The organism is Paenibacillus rhizoplanae (genome assembly GCF_042684125.1).
In the GTDB taxonomy this organism is placed as follows: Bacteria; Bacillota; Bacilli; order Paenibacillales; family Paenibacillaceae; genus Paenibacillus_AQ; species Paenibacillus_AQ rhizoplanae.
On the sequence record NZ_JBHUKY010000023.1, the window covers coordinates 363,006 to 380,502 of the forward strand.

A 17,497-nucleotide genomic window follows, 5' to 3' on the forward strand; every position below is an offset into this window, starting at 1 on the left:
GCCGCAGCTCCAATGCGGGCCCGTTACTCTCCGGCTGTGCAGTCGCTGGCCGCCGAGCACGGCATCAACCTTGCGGCCGTGCCGGGCACCGGCCTGGGCGGACGTATCACACGCAAGGATGTGCTCACGTTCCTGGAGAGCGGAGCCGCAGCCGTTCAGCCTCCGGCCTCCGCCGCTGTCCCTGCTGCTGCGCAGGCCCCCGCCGTGCAGACGCCTGTATTCCAGCCGGTTCAGGATGAATTTCAGCCGGTCCGCAACTCCGGCCTGCACTTAAGCGAATCGCCGAAGATTCCGACGATTGAGATCGAAGGCGGACGGGGCAGCAGCTCGGAATATCTGATCGATGTGACGCCGATCCGCAACACGATTGCAACCCGGATGCGCCAGAGCGTCTCGGAGATTCCGCATGCCTGGACGATGATCGAGGTCGATGTGACCAATCTGGTGGTGCTGCGCAACAAGCTGAAGGATGAATTCAAGCGCAAGGAAGGGATTAACCTGACCTATCTCGCTTTTCTGATGAAGGCTGTGGTCAGTGCGATCAAGGATTACCCGATCATGAACTCCGTCTGGGCCGTTGACAAAATCATTGTCAAACGCGACATCAACATCTCGCTGGCCGTAGGCACAGAGGATTCGGTCATGACGCCAGTCATCAAAAAAGCCGATCAGAAAAATATCGCCGGACTGGCCCGCGAGATCGACGAACTGGCACTCAAGACACGTGAGGGCAAGCTGCGCCTGGACGATATGCAGGGCGGCACGTTCACGGTGAACAACACCGGCTCGTTCGGCTCGATTCTGTCTTATCCGATCATCAACTATCCGCAGGCGGCGATTCTGACTTTTGAATCCATTGTCAAAAAGCCTGTCGTCATCAATGATATGATTGCCGTACGTTCGATGGCGAATATCTGCCTGTCGCTGGATCACCGGATTCTGGACGGAGTCATCAGCGGACGGTTCCTGCAGCGCGTGAAGGATAATGTGGAAGGCTACACCCCGGAGACGAAGCTCTACTAAGTAAGGCGGCTGCGGACCCCTAGGACAGGGAGAATGAGAAGCAAAGGGGAACTTACGATCATGGAGAATTTGAACCTAAGCAAACTTACAGTTACCATTCTTCCGCTGATGGAGTACGGGGCGGCCTGGGAGCTGCAAAAGGAAGCGGTGCATGCGATTGACGCGGGCACTGCTTCCGAGCAGCTGATTCTTTTGCAGCATCCGCCCACGTACACCATCGGTTCGCAGAATCATCCGGAGCATCTGCTCCTCAGCGGGGAACAACTCAGGCAGCAGGGAATTGCGCTGTTTGAGATTGACCGCGGGGGAGATATTACATATCATGGGCCCGGCCAGCTGGTCGGGTACCCGCTTTTGAAGCTGGGCGAGAACGGCAAGGTTGATCTGCACGGCTATCTGCGCAGGCTGGAGTCGGTTATTATTGCGTACCTGGAGGCCTATGGAATTACGGGAACCCGCAAGCAGGGGTATACCGGGGTGTGGGTCGGTGATGAGAAAATCTGTGCAATCGGTGTAAAATTCAACAAGTGTAAATTCCGCAGGGGGTTTGTCACCAGCCATGGTTTCGCCTTCAACGTATCGGCCGGAATCGGGCAAAGCGGCTTCACAGGGATTATCCCCTGCGGTATTGCGGAATACGGAGTGACCTCGCTTGAGGAATGCACGGGACGCGCTTTTGACATCGGGACGGTTGCTGAAGAGCTGGTGCCGCATTTCCTGGAGCAGTTTCCGTATAGCCAAACAGCGCCCGGGGAATCCGGACGCTGTTACTTAAGTGCTAAGCGTGATTAACCGGCCAAAAAAGGTTCGATGACGAACAGCACCGTAGAGGCGATCATAGCGAACAGCATGATGTAGATGATAATGCGAAACCATTTTTGTCGTTGCATGAGTGACTCCTTTGAGATTAGTTTAAGTTATGAGCATAAGCCCACAATTGAACGCAGTACAACCATTGTAACGTATCTGAGAAAGAGAGGGAAGTCCATATGATATCACAAGACCGATTGATCCATGAGTTCATGGAACTTGTCCAGATTGACAGTGAGACCCGGAATGAACGGCAGATTGCCGATGTGCTTAAGGAGAAGTTCAGCAGCCTGGGCCTTACCGCGACAGAAGATGACTCTCAGGAGAGAACGGGACACGGAGCTGGCAACCTGTTCGTGACCTGGCCTGCGGACAGCGGAGTGAGCGCGCCGAAGCTGCTGTTCACCTGCCATATGGATACCGTAGTGCCCGGCCAGAAGATCAAGCCTACCCTGGGGGAAGACGGCTGGATTCGAAGCGATGGCAGCACGATTCTTGGAGCGGATGACAAAGCGGGACTGGCTGCCTTGTTCGAAGCGATCCGGGTTATTCAGGAGCAGAAGCTGCCGCACGGGCAGATTCAGTTCGTGATTACGGCAGGCGAAGAGTCCGGGCTGATGGGCGCACGCGCGATGGACCCGGCACATCTGGATGCAGATATGGGCTTCGCGCTGGATTCCAACGGTGAAGTGGGAGCCATCGCTATTGCAGCACCCGCACAGGCAAAGGTAACGATGCAGATCTTCGGCAAATCCGCCCATGCAGGCGTGAACCCGGAGGATGGCATCAGCGCCATTCAGGTAGCGAGCAAAGCGATTTCGGCCATGAAGCTTGGACGGATCGACAAGGAGACCACAGCGAATATCGGCAAGTTTGCCGGCGGCGGCCCGACGAATGTGGTCTGCGATCATGTGCAGCTGGATGCGGAGGCCCGCAGTATTGTGCAGGAGAAGGTAGAGAAGCAGATTGCCTCCATGCGGGAGGCGCTGGAGACTACCGCGCGCGACCACGGCGCGCAGAGTGAATTCCGCAGCGAGATTATCTATCCGGCGTTCAGCTTTAATGGGAATGATCCGGTTGTTCAATTGGCTGACCGGGCGATCACTTCGCTGGGCCTGACTACCCGGCTGTTCGCCTCCGGCGGCGGCAGTGATGCCAATGTGTTCAACGGCCTGAACGTTCCGGTTGTGAATCTGGCGGTTGGCTACGAGGATATCCACACCACGCAGGAGCGGATCAAGGCTGCAGACATCGTCAAGGTGGCCAGCCTGGTCGTTGCCATTGTGGCCGAGAGCCAAAAGGGCTAAGCCGATAAGAGGCTTTGCAGGAATCCGGCCAGGCCAAGGCTTTTGCTAAGGCGGTCTGCTGCCGCTTATGAATAACATTAAAGGAGCTGCTTCCGGGATGAACCGGGAGACAGCTCCTTCTTATACCCTCGAATATAATGGACGCCCACTGGAAGAACGAAGCGGCATTATCCAGCCTTGGAAGCTTTGATCCGCGAATCTGCCTGGAGCAGCAGGATGTAAGCCAGGGGCATATCGCGCCCGTATTGCTTCATCCACCCGGCCATTACGGCCATAATCTGTTCCGGTTTACCTACCATTGTAACTGCGGATGAGCTTGCTTGGACAAGGATGTCATTCATGCCTGCATTCCTTCTTTCTTCTTAAGTTTGCTATAATACACCCTATGCATAACGATGCCAAAGGAGACCACAAATCTATGAAAAAAGATGAAATAAACCGCAACCCCGCATTGGATGAAGAAACATTGTCAACAAAGCCGATTTTTGCAGGCCACATTATTTCGCTTCAGGTGGATACTGTGAGACTGCCGGACGGCAACACCGCAACCCGGGAAGTCGTGAAGCACCCTGGAGCTGTAGCCGTGCTGGCCTTGAATCAGGGTAAAATGCTGGTCGTGGAGCAGTACCGTCAGCCGATGCACCGTACCGAGGTGGAGATTCCCGCAGGCAAGCTGGACCCGGGCGAAGATCCGCTGGCGGCTGCGGGCCGTGAGCTTCAGGAGGAGACCGGATTTCACAGCGGGGGGCTGAAGCTGCTGAAGTCGTTCTATACCTCTCCCGGCTTCGCCGACGAGATCATTCACCTCTATGTGACCGAGGATGCCCAGCCGGGCGAGATGGCGCTGGATGAGGATGAGTTCCTGGAGGTCTCCGAGCTGACGCTGGAGGAAGCCTACCAGTACATTGCGGACGGACGTATTGCCGATGCCAAGACGATGATGGCGGTCTATGCCTGGCATCTGTATACGCTGACAGGCCAATGGCACTAGCAGGGGAACTCAGCAGCGTCTACTGCGATCTGCATGTGCATATCGGACGGACTTCGGAGGGCCAGGCGGTCAAAATCAGCGGTAGCCGTGACCTCACCTTCGCCGGAATTGCTAAGGAAGCGGCGGAGCGCAAGGGGATTGGCCTGATCGGCATTATCGACAGCCACTCCCCGGGCGTGCTGCGTGATATTCATGCTGCGCTTGATTCCGGGGAGATGACGATAGCAGAAGGCGGCGGAATTGCCTACAGGGGGACAACGATCCTCCTGGGGACCGAGATCGAGATCCGTGAGCCTGGGCGGCGGGAGTGCCATGTCCTGGCCTTCATGCCGGACGTCGGGACGATGGAGGATTTCAGCACCTGGATGAGCGCCCATATGCGCAATGTGAACCTCAGCTCCCAGCGCCTGTACGCCCCTTCAAGGGTGCTTCAGGACGAGATTACCGGGCGGGGCGGGCTGCTGATCCCGGCCCATATTTTCACGCCTCACAAGGGGCTCTATGGCTGTGCGGCCGAGCGGATGGCTGAGTTATTCGATCTGGAACGTATCGCAGCGGTGGAGCTTGGTCTCAGTGCGGATTCAGAGATGGCAGGGTATATCTCGGAGCTTGACCGTTACAGCTTCCTGACCAATTCCGATGCCCATTCCCTCGGCAAAATCGGCCGCGAGTACAATGTCATCGAGATGCGGGAGCCCTCCTTCGAGGAGCTGAAGCTGGCGCTCCAGCGCTCGGAAGGACGCAGGGTCAGCGCCAACTTCGGGCTGAATCCCCGGCTGGGCAAATATCACCGGACCTACTGCGGCGGCTGCGGCAGCATCATCGATGAAGCCTACAGCACCTCGGAGCGCTGCCCGTATTGCGGCAGTCCGAAGCTGGTCCAGGGTGTGCTGGACCGTATTCTGCAGATTGCCGACCGTTCGCTGCCGCAGGTTCCGGATTACCGGCCTCCGTACCAATACCAGGTGCCGCTGGAGTTCATTCCAGGCCTTGGCAAGCGTAAGCTGAACCTGCTGCTGGAGGCTTTTGGCACAGAGATGAACATTCTGCACCGGGCTGCGGAAGCCGAGCTTGCCGCTGTAGCGGGGGCAGAGCTGGCGGGGCTGATCGTGCTGGCCCGCAGCGGGCGGCTCGTTCTCTCTTCAGGAGGTGGAGGCACCTACGGCAAGGTGCTCAAAAGCTAAGGACAAGTCATAGATCAGGACATTCCCTCATATGGTGTAACATGTGACCGGAAAGGGGAATGTCAGGGTGCGCAGTTTAAAGCTGATGGTGAAGGAACAGACGCCTCTTTATATTTTTGTCGCGGTATTATTTCTGGTCGGGGTGGTCTTCGGAGCGCTTATTGTCACTGCGCTTACGCTGGATCAGCAGCAGGAGCTGGGCGATTACTTAAGCAATTTCTTCGTGACGGTCGATCAGCAGGGACTGCCTGCCGCGCAGGATTCATACTGGAGCATCGCCGCTTTTCATCTGAAGTGGGTCGGCCTGATCTGGGTGCTGGGCTTGTCTGTGATCGGACTCCCGGGAATTCTGATTCTGGATTTCCTCAAAGGCGTGCTGATCGGCTTCACCGTCGGCACTCTGGTCAGCCAATATTCCTGGCACGGCATGCTGTTCGCCCTGGTCTCCGTCGCTCCGCATAATCTGGTGCTGATTCCGGTGTTGCTGGTATGCAGCGCGGCTGCCCTAGGGTTCTCCCTGCTGATGATCCGCAGCCGTGTGCTGGGACAGCAGCGCCGCACGCAGGTGACTCATCCGTTCATGATGTATACGCTGCTCTCGCTGGGGATGGCGCTGCTGGTGATGGGAATCTCCGGCTTCGAGGCCTGGGTGACACCGGTGATGATGCGCTGGGTTACGCCGATGCTGGTGTCGGCCGCATGAGGAAGAATTTTCAAATATGGAGGATCTGTGAACGCGCGGGCTAGTCCTATTGAGATGCTAAAACCGTTTGACTTCTCAAAGGAAATCCCCCTATAATGGAAGAAGTGGCTTGAAGCCCGGTGTGGTAATTTTCCAAGGGGGAGGCAGACAATGGAAGCCCGAATAGACAAGATTAAGCAACAACTACAATCCCAAGGATACAAGCTTACACCTCAACGGGAAGCGACCTTAAGAGTTCTCCTGGAGAACGAGGATGATCATTTAAGTGCGGAAGATGTATTCATGCTTGTGAAAGAGAAGGCACCCGAGATCGGTCTTGCCACCGTGTATCGTACCCTGGAACTGCTTAGCGAGCTTCATGTCGTGGAGAAGATCAATTTCGGAGACGGTGTGGCCCGCTATGACCTGCGTACGGATACGGCGAAGCATCATCACCATCATTTGATTTGTGTGCAGTGCGGAAGTATGGATGAGATTCGTGAGGATTGGCTGGGACCGCTGGAAGAGCGGCTGGAGCAGGAATACAACTTCACGGTGGTTGATCATAGACTTGATTTTCACGGAATATGCCACCGCTGCAAGGATAAGAATCCGGCAGAGGACAATACTCCCGAATAAGCGTATATAGAATGTGGACTTAAGAATGCTTCATTGCGGATTTCCTAAGTTCATCTTCGGATGAGGAATGACCGCGCAAGCTCTCCCCCGGCTGAATGGCTGGAGGGGAGCTTTTTGATTGCCCGGAGAGTGGTTAGCGGGCTGCGGCGGGGGGACGAAAGGGATAAATCCCATTAAATTCGCTGAAAATGGGCTGAATGAGGTATTGAAAGGGATAAATCCCATTAAATCCGCTGAAAATGGGCTGAATGAGGGAATGAAAGGGATAAATCCCATTAAATCCGCTGGAAATGGGCTGGACGGGGAAATGAGAGGGATAAATCCCATTGAATTCGCTGGAAATGGGCTGGACGGGGGAATGAAAGGGATAAATTCCATTAAATTCGCTGAAATTGAGCTGGACGGGTAGTTGAAGTGGAGTAAATGAAGAGCATTAGTGCACCTGATTCCAGCCAAAGTACGCTATATGAGCAAATGAAGAGCATTAGTGCACCTGATTTCGACAGAGCCGTCTCAGTGAGAGCGGCCAGGAGCCAAATATTACTTAACATACATAACATGGCCCTCCGGCGCATAAAGTGAAGGACGAGTTCTACTTGCCGCCCGGCCATGCGCTTACCCAGGCGCAGCAGAAGGGGAGCATGTGCACTGTATACGTATACTTCAGGATGCAGACGCAAACGCTTATATCATTTTGAGGAGGCTGCCTGGATGATTATTTCTCTGCCCCGCACGGTGCGCCGGCTGTATTTCATGACGATGCTTGTGGCGGTAAGCTGTGTGCTGTATTATGTTTTGAGCTGGGTCAGCGCATGGATCAGTCCGACCCGCAATGTTGAGATTCCGGAAGGCACCGCCGTCCGGGCGTTTCAGGATGTCCAGTACGGTGAACAGGGGCAAAGCGCGGCGGAGCGCCTGCGCCTTTTTTACTGGTACGGGGAGTAACGGGACGGATGCAGGATTAAGGGAGAAGTATGTCGAATCAATCTATAGCATGTCATGGAACAACGCTGTTCCGGCTGCTGGACCTAAACCCGCTGCGAAGCCGCATGAAGCAGCCTGAGTCTGACAGGAGCGTGAATTGATGAAGTCATACTTACAGCCGTTTATGCAGTATTTGTCCGGGGACAAAGGATTGTCTCCTAGTACGCTGGAATCCTATGGACGGGATATTTCGCAGTTTCTGGAGTTTACGGAAGAGCGAGGCCTGGACGCGGCCGAAGAGATTAGAAGAACACATATTATGCTCTATCTGGGTGCCCTGCGCGGAGCAGGGAAGGCAGCAGCCACGGTGAACCGGAATACGGTATCGCTGCGCGCCTATTTTCATTTTTTGCTGAAGGAACGGCTGATTGTCCAAGATCCTACGCTGGATATGGAAGCCATCAAGCCGAGTCACAAGCCGCCGATCATTCTTAGTATTGAGGAGATTGAGCGTCTGCTGGCGGCTCCGGATGAAGCTGCTCCCCAGGGGATGCGCGATAAGGCTATGCTGGAGCTGCTGTATGCGACAGGTATCCGTGTGACGGAGCTGATCTCGCTGAATGTGGAGGATGTGAATACATCCTTGCGGTTCGCGCGCTGCAGCGGCGCCTCCGGCAAGGAGCGTGTGGTCCCGATTGGCGTGATTGCTGCGGATTGCGTAGCCCGTTATATCTCGGAGATGCGGGACAAGCTGCTGCGTGCGAGCCGGGAGGAGCCTGCGCTGTTCCTGAATAGTCTGGGCGGACGGCTGACCCGTCAGGGCTTTTGGAAAATCATCAAAAAATACGCGCGTGAAGCTCAGATCGAGCAGGACATCACACCGCATACCCTGCGTCACTCCTTTGCTGCGCATTTGCTGGAAGGCGGAGCCGACCTGCGCTCTGTGCAGCAGATGCTGGGCCATTCCGATAGTTCGACCACTCAGATTTACAGCGGAATTGCCCGCAAGAATATGAAGGAGGTCTACGAGAATCATCATCCCCGGGCGAAATAGCCGGCTGTACTGGGGTGAGGGACCTTAGTAATACGGGCGGGCGGATTGGATTAAGCCGAAAAGATGCTTTTTGTGAGTAAGAAAGTTATGATGGAATCATACTGAAGAAATCGCTCCCGGGAGAGGTTCTCCCGGAGTTTCTTCATGCTTAGAGCAGACGACAGAATTATGCAAACTATAAAAGGAGTGAAGACGGCAATGTCCTCATTTAAACGCATCGGATTTATTGTTCTGGATAGTGTAGGTATCGGTGAAGCGCCGGATGCCGCTGATTTCGGAGATACAGGCTCCCATACGCTCGGACATATTCTGGAACGGGTTCCGGGTCTTAAGCTTCCGAATCTGCAGCAGCTCGGGCTGGCGAATATTGCCCCGCTGCCGCCGCTTGAACCGGTAACAGCCCCTACAGGCTACTACGGTAAAATGCAGGAGGTATCCGTAGGCAAGGACACGATGACCGGCCACTGGGAGCTGATGGGGCTGAAGATCGAGGTTCCTTTTAACACCTACTTCGACGGCTTCCCGGCGGAGCTGATTGAGAAATTCGAAGCGGCTACCGGACGCAAGGTCATCGGCAACAAGCCCGCTTCCGGCACCGAGATTCTCGTGGAATACGGCGAGGAGCAGATGAAGACGGGCGCATGGATTGTGTATACTTCGGCGGATAGCGTGTTCCAGCTTGCAGCGCATGAAGATATTATCCCTCTGGAGGAGCTGTACAGCGCCTGCCGGATCGCCCGTGAGCTGACGATGGCTCCTGAGTTCTCCGTAGGCCGCGTGATTGCCCGCCCTTATGTCGGCCAGCCGGGGAATTTCGTGCGTACACCGAACCGCCATGATTATGCGGTGAAGCCGCCGGAGCCAACGGTGATGAATGCGCTGGAGGATATCGGCAAGGATGTGATTGCTGTCGGCAAGATCAATGATATTTTTACCGGTGAAGGGGTAACCGCAACCTATCCGACCAAAAGCAATGAACACGGCATCCAGATTACCATCGACGAGCTGCGCAAGCCGTTTAACGGATTCCTGTTCACCAATCTGGTGGACTTCGATTCCCTCTACGGCCACCGCCGTGATCCGGAAGGCTACGGCCGTGCGCTGGAGGTATTCGATCAGGCGCTGCCTGAGCTGCTCGCTACGCTTGGTGAGGATGATCTGCTGATCATCTCCGCAGACCATGGCAATGACCCGATCCATGCCGGAACGGACCACACGCGCGAATATGTGCCGCTTCTGGTCTACAGCCCGAGATTTAAGACTCCCGGCAGCCTGGGCATCCGCCATACCTTCTCGGATGTGGCCGCCACAATCGCCGATAACTTCGGGGCGAAGGCTCCGCAGTACGGGACAAGCTTTTTGGCTCAACTAATCTAATTCTGGAGGAAACCAAACCATGACCACCGTAACCTCAAGCAAAATTCAAGAAGCAGCCGTATACATCAAAGATAAATGTACCGTCGCCCCCGAAATCGGGCTGATCCTGGGCTCCGGCCTCGGCGTTCTGGCGGATCTGATCACTGATGAAGTTGTTATTCCTTATCATGAAATCCCCCATTTCCCGGTGTCCACGGTAGAAGGACATGAAGGCGAGCTGCTGATCGGCATGATCGAAGGCCGCCGCGTAGTCATGATGAAGGGCCGCTTCCACATGTATGAAGGCTACGGACCTGAGGTTACAGCCTTCCCGGTACGGGTGATGAAGGAGCTGGGCGTAACCAGCCTGCTGGTCACCAACGCTGCCGGTGGCGTCAACACCGAATACACACCGGGCGATCTTATGCTGATCACGGACCATCTGAACCTGACCGGACGCAATCCGCTGAGCGGACCGAATGACAATGCGCTGGGTGTACGGTTCCCGGATATGTCTTCAGCTTACAGCCCGCGTCTGATTGCAGCTGCCAAGGAAGCTGCCGCCGCACTGAATTTCGAGTTCAAGGAAGGCGTATACGCCGGTCTGCTCGGACCGAACTATGAGACCCCTGCTGAGATCGTGATGCTGCGCCGCCAGGGAGCAGATGCCGTAGGCATGTCCACCGTATCCGAGACCATCGTTGCCCGTCACGCCGGGATTGAAGTGCTGGGTATTTCCTGCATCACCAACATGGCAGCCGGTATTCTTCCGCAGCCGCTGAATCACGCAGAGGTGATGGAGACCGCTGAGCGTGTGCGCGAGCAGTTCCTGAAGCTTGTGCTTGCTTTTATTCCAAAAATGTAGGTACTGCTTCACATACGCCTTATTCTATACACAATTCATATCCGGGAGGATCAACCTATGACAACACCAACAACAGTTCCATACGGCACTCAGGTTCAGGAAGCCGCTGCTTATATTCAATCCAAATTCGGCGGTTATACACCGGCTATCGGCCTTATTCTGGGTTCAGGTCTTGGAGACCTGGGCGATCAGATCGAAGATGCGGTATATCTGCCTTATGAAGAAATTCCGCATTTCCCGCGTTCAACGGTAGAAGGCCATGCCGGACGGTTCGTGATTGGTAAGCTGGAAGGCAAGGATGTTATGATCATGCAGGGCCGTTTTCACTATTATGAAGGTTATGAGATGCGCAAGGTAGTTCTTCCGGTCTATGTAATGGCTATGCTGGGCATCGGCACCCTTGTCATTACCAACGCTGGCGGCGGGATGAACAGAGCGTTCAAGGCAGGCGACCTGATGCTGATTACCGACCACCTCAATATGACCGGCGACAACCCGCTGATCGGACCGAATGATCCGGAGCTGGGCGTAAGATTCCCTGATATGTCCAGTGCCTATGACCCTGAATATATCGAACTTGCGAAAAAGCTTGCAGGCGGAGTTACAGGTGTGGACGGCGAAGCGCTTGTTCTGCAGGAAGGCGTATATGCCGGCATCAGCGGCCCTACTTATGAGACCCCGGCTGAGCTGAAAATGCTGGCTTATCTCGGCGGCGATGCCGTAGGAATGTCCACCGTGCCGGAGGTTATCGTAGCCAGCCACAGCAAGCTGCGTGTGCTCGGCATTACCTGTATCACCGACATGGCGATTGGCGATGAGCTGGAGCCGTTGACCCATGAGCAGGTGGTAAAAGTGGCGAACCTGACCAAGCCTAAATTCATCGGACTGGTGCGTGCCTTCGTCCGTGAGGTACAGATCTGATGCGTGCCGTTGATCTCATTCAAAAGAAAAGAGACGGCGGGGAGCTCAGCCGTGAAGAAATCGCTTTTCTGATTCAAGGCTACAGCAAGGGGGAGATCCCGGATTACCAGATTTCCGCCTGGGCGATGGCCGTGTATTTCCGCGGAATGAACGCGCGGGAGACCGGCGATCTGACCCTGGAGATGGCGATGTCCGGCGACCAGGTGGACCTTAGCCCGATTGCAGGCATCAAGGTGGACAAGCATTCTACCGGAGGCGTGGGTGATAAGACGACGGTTGTGCTTGCACCGCTGGTCGCAGCGGCCGGAGTTCCGGTAGCCAAAATGTCCGGGCGCGGCCTCGGCCACACCGGTGGCACACTGGATAAGCTGGAGTCCATTACAGGCTTCTCGGTGGAGATGGACCGGGAACGGTTCTTCGCCCAGGTGGGCGAGATCGGCGCGGCTGTGATTGGCCAGTCCGGTAACATCACGCCGGCGGACAAGAAGCTGTATGCCCTCCGTGATGTGACGGCCACAGTGGAATCCATTCCGCTTATTGCCAGCTCCGTCATGAGCAAGAAAATTGCCGCAGGCGCGGACGCTATCGTGCTGGATGTGAAGACAGGCAGCGGCGCGTTCATGAAGACGCTGGACGATTCCATTGCGCTCGCCCAGGCGATGGTGGATATCGGCACTCACCTTGGCCGCAACACCGTTGCTGTCATCAGCGACATGGATCAGCCGCTGGGCTTCGGCATCGGCAATGCTCTGGAGATCAAGGAGGGCATCGAGACCTTGAACGGCCACGGGCCGAAGGATCTGCAGGAGGTCTGCCTGATCCTGGGCAGCCAGATGCTCGTACTTGGCGGCAAGGCGAAGGACGAAGAAGAAGCACGCTCCATGCTGCTGTCTCATATCGAAGACGGCAGTGCGCTGGATAAATTCAAGCAGATGGTGTCTGCCCAAGGCGGCGATGTCACACAGATTGAATCGCCGGACACGCTGCCGTCCGCCCGCAAGTTCATCGAAGTGAAGGCGGCAACGGCAGGTTATGTGGAGAGTATCCAGGCCGAAGAGATCGGTGTGGCCGCGATGCTGCTCGGTGCCGGACGCGAGACGAAGGAGTCCGTGATCGATCTGGCGGTCGGCATTCAGCTATCGCTGAAGGTCGGCGACGCCGTTGCCGCAGGCGATATTCTGGCAGTGCTGCATGTGAACGATGCCAGCGAAGGCAAGGTGAAGGAGGCCGAAGCCAAAGTGCTGGAGGCTTACCGCATCTCCGCTCAGCCGGTTCCGGCGCAGCCGCTGGTTTTTGCGCTGGTGACCAAGGATGGGGTAACGCGGTATTAGAGCGGACTCCGGTTTAGTCGTTCCGGATAGCTGAATTTCATAGAAATGACCAAACAAGCCGTACAATCAGCAAATTGCTGTTGTGCGGCTTGTTTTGGTTTGTTTGGTTGGTTTGATTGGTTTGTTTTGATCTGGATTGGGGTGGTTGGGCTGGTTGGGTTATTCAGGAGACCCCGTAGGATGCAAGTGGAAAAAAGGCAATTAATTTTCCTTGAATGAACGATAATTGGTTTTTAGTTGGAAAAAGTACATTTGATTATTCAATATACCCGCCTAAGAGGAGGAATCAGTAAAATTAAGTGACGTTTATCCATTTATTGTAGGGGGTGTGGTCCATATGCTGGAAGGAAGTGTACAAATTCCACTTATTTCATAATCCTCTGTGCTGCTCCGTGCGGACACACCTTTTTACAGCGGCAGAATTTCCTCCACGGCCAGCATCATCCGATAGACATCTCCACTTTGGTTGCTGAGAGCAGTGAAGGCGGCACCACTTGCCGGATAGACTGCGGAGCGGAAGGAGATGCCGGGATCGTAGCCCATGATATGATATTTCAATATCTCACCGTTACGGATCGAGATCCATACTCCATAGCCATAACGGGTGTCCTCATCCACATGAATATGCGGTGTGAGCAGCAGGGCTGTCGTCTCGGGCTGCAGCAGCTTGTGCGTGAGCAAGCCTGTCCATAACTTCTGCATATCCGCTGCTGTGACAAAAGCACCTCCATCGCCGCCGCCCACAACCGGAAGAGAGTAAATGTTACTGATACTTTGACCGTTACCGTTGTCTATATAACCTAGAGCTGTGTTGGCCGGGAGGGCATCAAAGGCGAAGTAACCGGAATCCTGCATCTCGCAAGGCCGGAAAATATGTTGTTCCACATAATCCGTGAACTTCATCCCGCTGACCGTTTCTATGAGCAGGCTAAGCATAATGTAACCCGCGTTGTTGTAGTGGAACCGCTCGCCAGGACTGAATTTCATCGGCAGTGCCGCGAACATGGGCAGGAAATCAACGGGCCGCCTTAGTGTGTACATCGGGGTATCGTTCCAGAGTGCAGCGAAATCCTCCATCGTCTCCTCATCAAAATAATCCGGAATTCCCGAGCTATGCGTCAGCAGCTCATGTACCGTGATCTCCGGGTCAAACAAAGGAAACTCCAGTTCGTGCAAGATCTCCAGTACTTTGCTGTCAAAAGAAAGCTTGCCCTGCTCCGCCAGCTGGCAGACGGCTATCGCTGTGAATAGCTTGCTCCCGGAAGCAAGCCCGAAGCGGGTATCCACCCGGTTGCTCCGTTCCTCCGTGATATTGGCCTGGCCGTAAGCCGCTTCTGCGAGAGTCTGTTCCTTGTGCGAGACCTGCACCACCCCCGAGAACCCGGAGCGCCGGGCTTCTTCGCCGATGAGTGTATCGAGCCGTTCTGGCTCTACTATCTGTTCCCGCTTCATGTACTGACCTCTTTTCTTAGATTTTGATGGTATAACCTTTCTTATATTCGCGGATTTGGATAGCATTCCCTTTATTTGTTGCTTTGTACTAAGGCAGAGTTCAGGCATTTGGAAGAAGAGTGTCCTCGGACGTAAGGTTTATCTGCAAAGGACAAGAAATGCTGTCTACGTTTGGCAGGGCGGTACATTGTGGACATTTTGTGGTTTGAGATAGTATAAATGCAAACATCACAAACATGAGCATGCATCCGGGGAGGAATTAGAATGGCACTTCATCAAACGATTACAGTCTTGAACGCACTGGACAGCGCTTATGTTAACGGTAAGCAGGTCAAGCAGTTATTCGCAGAATATCCTGCGGTTAAGGTTGAGATTCAGAAGGTGGAAGGGGAGAAGGGCAGCACAGAATTCGTCAAAATCACGATCCCGGGCAGCGAAGGCAAGCTTGGCGGCGGCTCTGCCCCTACGTTCGGCATTGTCGGCAGACTGGGTGGTATCGGGGCGCGCCCCAGCCGGATTGGCCTGGTCTCTGATGCAGACGGTGCGGTAGCGGCGATTGCTTCTGCGCTGAAGCTGGCAGACATGCAGACCAAAGGGGATGTGCTGCTGGGGGATGTTCTGGTGACCACCCATATTTGCCCGGATGCTCCGACCCTGCCGCACGAGCCGGTGGATTTCATGGATTCCCCTGTGGATATTCTGCAGATGAATGAGCATGAAGTGCTGCCGGAGATGGAAGCGGTTCTCTCCATTGATACGACCAAAGGCAACCGTGTGGTTAATCACAAAGGGATCGCCATCTCGCCGACGGTCAAAGAAGGATACATTCTGCGGGTGAGTGAAGATTTACTGCGGATCAAGGAGATGACGACAGGACAGTACCCGGTTACTTTTCCGGTGACGACTCAGGATATTACCCCTTACGGCAACGGGCTGTATCATATCAATTCCATTCTTCAGCCTGCGGTAGCTACCTCTGCTCCGGTGGTGGGTCTGGCGATTACTGCCCAGTCTATGGTTCCGGGCTGCGGTACCGGCGCCAGTCATGAGGTGGATATTGCTCAGGCGGTGCGTTTTGCTATCGAGACGGCCAAGGAAGTAACGCAGGGAACGTGCTCTTTCTACAACGAAGCAGAGTTTGCCAAAATTACTGAGCTGTACGGCTCCATGAGCGTGCTGCAGACACTGGGCAAACCGGCAGTCACTTCTCAATAACAGGATAACGGATGTACGATTACAGTCAGGCGCTGAGCTTCCTTCAGCGCCTGCTCTGTTAGCACAGGTTAGCACAGCTTGGCTGTAACCCATAGCGTCTGGAGGAACAAAGATGAAGAATATCGGGCTGATTACGATTGGGCAAGCACCCAGGCAGGATGTTGCGCCTATCCTTGAGAAATATCTGGAGGGCAAGGCGGGACTGGTACAGTCCGGGGTGCTGGACGGATTCACGGCTGAACAGGTTAAGGAGTATTACAGTCCAGCCCCGGGGGAGTACGTGTTGACCACCCGTATGACAGACGGGTCTGCTGCCGTCATCTCCCGGGAGCGGATACAGTCTGTTCTGCAAGGGAAGATTGATGCTATGGAAGCCGCCGGGATTCGGACGATCCTGCTGGCTTGCACGGGAGTTTTTCCGGGGCTGCATACGTCTGTTGCCCATCTGATTGAGCCGGACCGGATCATTCCTCCGGTTGTGCAGGCGATGCTGGACGGGCGCCGTCTGGGACTGATTGGTCCTTTGCCCGAGCAGGAGGACGCAATGATTGAGAAATTCGCAGGTGCCGGAGCCCGGTTGCCGTTCGCAGCAGCTTCACCTTATACGGGTACGGAAGCGGATTTTCGCGCCGCAGCAGAGCGTCTGAAGGATCGCGCGGATGTGATCGTGCTTGACTGTATGGGATATGTGGAGCAGCATAGACAGTGGGCGGCCTCCGCAGGAGTGCCTGCCGTGCTGTCCAATGCCCTGATGGGCAAGCTGGTAGCAGAAATGGTATAACCCGGGAGGAAATGAAGATGAGTGAGCAAAGAATACAGATTAGCATGAATGTTCTTAAGGATTGTCTCGGGCTTGCCAGCGGAGAACTGCTGGCTGTAGTAGCCGACGATGATAAGCGTGATCTGGCCGAGTCGGTCTATGAGGCGGGCAAGCGGCTGGGAGCGGAATCGATGCTGCTGGTTATGCAGCCGCGGAGCAGATCGGGGGAGGAGCCTCCGGCTCCGGTAGCCGAAGCTATGGCTAAGGCGGATGTGGCCGTATGTATTACGACCCATTCGATGACACATACGGCGGCGCGCAAGCAGGCAGCCGCAGCGGGAACCCGGGTAGCGACCATGCCGGGGATCACCGATGATATGTTCAGCCACGGGGCGATCACTGCGGACTATGGGCAGGTGAAGGCGCTGACCGAGCAGGTAGCTGCGCTGTTGTCTGCGGGCAACCGGGTGCGTGTGGAGAAGGAGGGGCTAGTTCTTAGTTTCTCTATTGACGGCCGGGATGGCATTCTCAGCACCGGGCTATACCTCAATCCGGGCGAATCGGGCAACCTGCCCTCCGGTGAAGCTTATATTGCGCCGCTGGAAGGTACTGCTACCGGCCAGATTAAGGTGGATGGCTCGGTTGCGGGGATTGGCGCACTGGATAGTCCGATGGTGCTGACTGTAGAGCAAGGGCGGCTGATCCATGCCGGCGGGGAGCATGGCGGCAAGCTGCTTGACATGCTTGGCGATGGCGATGGCAGGCTGCTGGGCGAATTCGGCATCGGGACCAACAACAAGGCCCGGATTACAGGTGTGGTGCTGGAGGATGAGAAGGTATACGGGACGATCCATGTGGCTTTTGGCAGCAATAATACCTTCGGCGGGGTCGTTGCGGCTGGCGTACATATTGATGCTGTGGTCATGAAGCCGGATGTGTACATCGACGACAAGCTGATTATGCAGGCTGGGGAATTGCTGTAA

Annotated in this window: 20 protein-coding genes; 17 read left to right on the forward strand and 3 right to left on the reverse strand. The window is 55.3% G+C overall.

Annotated elements, in window-relative coordinates:
• Both ACFSX3_RS14665 and lipB read left to right on the forward strand, forming a co-directional pair.
• On the forward strand, nt 1-1,023 hold a 1,023-nt coding region (locus ACFSX3_RS14665), incomplete at its 5' end, for a dihydrolipoamide acetyltransferase family protein (protein WP_379312962.1).
• A gap of 60 nt (nt 1,024-1,083) precedes the next feature.
• Complete coding sequence (lipB, locus tag ACFSX3_RS14670; protein ID WP_209985111.1) at nt 1,084-1,815, forward strand: lipoyl(octanoyl) transferase LipB; 732 nt, start codon at nt 1,084-1,086, stop codon at nt 1,813-1,815.
• Here lipB and prli42 read toward each other — a convergent pair.
• The gene (gene prli42, locus ACFSX3_RS14675; protein ID WP_143803916.1) at nt 1,812-1,913 is read right to left on the reverse strand and encodes a stressosome-associated protein Prli42; all 102 of its coding nucleotides are present in this window, start codon (nt 1,911-1,913) and stop codon (nt 1,812-1,814) included. The two genes, lipB and prli42, sit on opposite strands and share 4 nt — an antisense overlap.
• 99 nt (nt 1,914-2,012) lie before the next feature.
• On the opposite strand from prli42, the gene ACFSX3_RS14680 reads away from it, so the two are divergent.
• Nucleotides 2,013-3,140: a M20/M25/M40 family metallo-hydrolase gene (locus ACFSX3_RS14680; protein ID WP_209984278.1), complete on the forward strand. Its 1,128-nt coding sequence runs from the start codon at nt 2,013-2,015 to the stop codon at nt 3,138-3,140.
• A gap of 167 nt (nt 3,141-3,307) precedes the next feature.
• Here ACFSX3_RS14680 and ACFSX3_RS14685 read toward each other — a convergent pair whose 3' ends face one another.
• A complete protein-coding gene (locus ACFSX3_RS14685) occupies nt 3,308-3,481 on the reverse strand; it encodes a hypothetical protein (protein WP_209984276.1) in 174 nt (57 codons plus the stop codon).
• Nucleotides 3,482-3,558: 77 nt separating this feature from the next.
• Here ACFSX3_RS14685 and ACFSX3_RS14690 point away from each other — a divergent pair, with 77 nt between their 5' ends.
• From ACFSX3_RS14690 to ACFSX3_RS14740, 11 genes are all read left to right on the forward strand, one after another.
• Nucleotides 3,559-4,131, forward strand: coding sequence for an NUDIX domain-containing protein (locus tag ACFSX3_RS14690; protein ID WP_051493868.1), 573 nt, complete (start codon nt 3,559-3,561; stop codon nt 4,129-4,131).
• Nucleotides 4,122-5,315, forward strand: a complete 1,194-nt coding sequence (locus ACFSX3_RS14695; protein WP_209984275.1) for an endonuclease Q family protein — start codon at nt 4,122-4,124, stop codon at nt 5,313-5,315. The genes ACFSX3_RS14690 and ACFSX3_RS14695 overlap by 10 nt, the downstream gene beginning before the upstream one ends.
• A 67-nt stretch (nt 5,316-5,382) precedes the next feature.
• Nucleotides 5,383-6,018: a stage II sporulation protein M gene (spoIIM, locus tag ACFSX3_RS14700; RefSeq protein ID WP_339218875.1), complete on the forward strand. Its 636-nt coding sequence runs from the start codon at nt 5,383-5,385 to the stop codon at nt 6,016-6,018.
• A gap of 150 nt (nt 6,019-6,168) precedes the next feature.
• A complete protein-coding gene (fur, locus tag ACFSX3_RS14705) occupies nt 6,169-6,636 on the forward strand; it encodes a ferric iron uptake transcriptional regulator (RefSeq protein ID WP_036732017.1) in 468 nt (155 codons plus the stop codon).
• 118 nt (nt 6,637-6,754) lie between these two features.
• Nucleotides 6,755-7,045 carry a hypothetical protein gene (locus ACFSX3_RS14710; protein WP_209984273.1) on the forward strand — a complete coding sequence of 97 codons (291 nt, stop codon included), beginning with the start codon at nt 6,755-6,757 and terminating at the stop codon, nt 7,043-7,045.
• Nucleotides 7,046-7,347: 302 nt separating this feature from the next.
• Nucleotides 7,348-7,581 (forward strand): DUF4227 family protein, encoded by a 234-nt coding sequence (locus ACFSX3_RS14715; protein WP_209984270.1) that lies wholly within the window; start codon nt 7,348-7,350, stop codon nt 7,579-7,581.
• Nucleotides 7,582-7,720: 139 nt separating this feature from the next.
• A complete protein-coding gene (xerD, locus tag ACFSX3_RS14720) occupies nt 7,721-8,614 on the forward strand; it encodes a site-specific tyrosine recombinase XerD (protein ID WP_209984267.1) in 894 nt (297 codons plus the stop codon).
• A 198-nt stretch (nt 8,615-8,812) separates the two neighbouring features.
• Entirely contained in the window at nt 8,813-9,991 is a 1,179-nt protein-coding gene (deoB, locus tag ACFSX3_RS14725) for a phosphopentomutase (RefSeq protein WP_209984264.1), read from the forward strand.
• A 19-nt stretch (nt 9,992-10,010) separates the two neighbouring features.
• Nucleotides 10,011-10,835, forward strand: coding sequence for a purine-nucleoside phosphorylase (locus ACFSX3_RS14730; protein WP_209984262.1), 825 nt, complete (start codon nt 10,011-10,013; stop codon nt 10,833-10,835).
• Nucleotides 10,836-10,892: 57 nt separating this feature from the next.
• Nucleotides 10,893-11,756: a purine-nucleoside phosphorylase gene (locus tag ACFSX3_RS14735; RefSeq protein ID WP_209984259.1), complete on the forward strand. Its 864-nt coding sequence runs from the start codon at nt 10,893-10,895 to the stop codon at nt 11,754-11,756.
• Complete coding sequence (locus ACFSX3_RS14740; protein ID WP_209984256.1) at nt 11,756-13,087, forward strand: pyrimidine-nucleoside phosphorylase; 1,332 nt, start codon at nt 11,756-11,758, stop codon at nt 13,085-13,087. Before ACFSX3_RS14735 ends, ACFSX3_RS14740 begins: the two co-directional genes overlap by 1 nt.
• A 408-nt stretch (nt 13,088-13,495) precedes the next feature.
• On the opposite strand, the gene ACFSX3_RS14745 is transcribed toward ACFSX3_RS14740, so the two are convergent.
• The gene (locus ACFSX3_RS14745) at nt 13,496-14,539 is read right to left on the reverse strand and encodes a serine hydrolase domain-containing protein (protein ID WP_209984252.1); all 1,044 of its coding nucleotides are present in this window, start codon (nt 14,537-14,539) and stop codon (nt 13,496-13,498) included.
• Nucleotides 14,540-14,803: 264 nt separating this feature from the next.
• On the opposite strand from ACFSX3_RS14745, the gene ACFSX3_RS14750 reads away from it, so the two are divergent.
• The 3 genes from ACFSX3_RS14750 (at nt 14,804) to ACFSX3_RS14760 (ending at nt 17,497) form a co-directional block, all read left to right on the forward strand.
• Nucleotides 14,804-15,754, forward strand: coding sequence for a DUF1177 domain-containing protein (locus tag ACFSX3_RS14750; protein ID WP_076086874.1), 951 nt, complete (start codon nt 14,804-14,806; stop codon nt 15,752-15,754).
• 112 nt (nt 15,755-15,866) lie between these two features.
• Nucleotides 15,867-16,535 carry an AroM family protein gene (locus ACFSX3_RS14755; RefSeq protein WP_209984249.1) on the forward strand — a complete coding sequence of 223 codons (669 nt, stop codon included), beginning with the start codon at nt 15,867-15,869 and terminating at the stop codon, nt 16,533-16,535.
• A 17-nt stretch (nt 16,536-16,552) separates the two neighbouring features.
• The gene (locus ACFSX3_RS14760) at nt 16,553-17,497 is read left to right on the forward strand and encodes an aminopeptidase (protein ID WP_209984246.1); all 945 of its coding nucleotides are present in this window, start codon (nt 16,553-16,555) and stop codon (nt 17,495-17,497) included.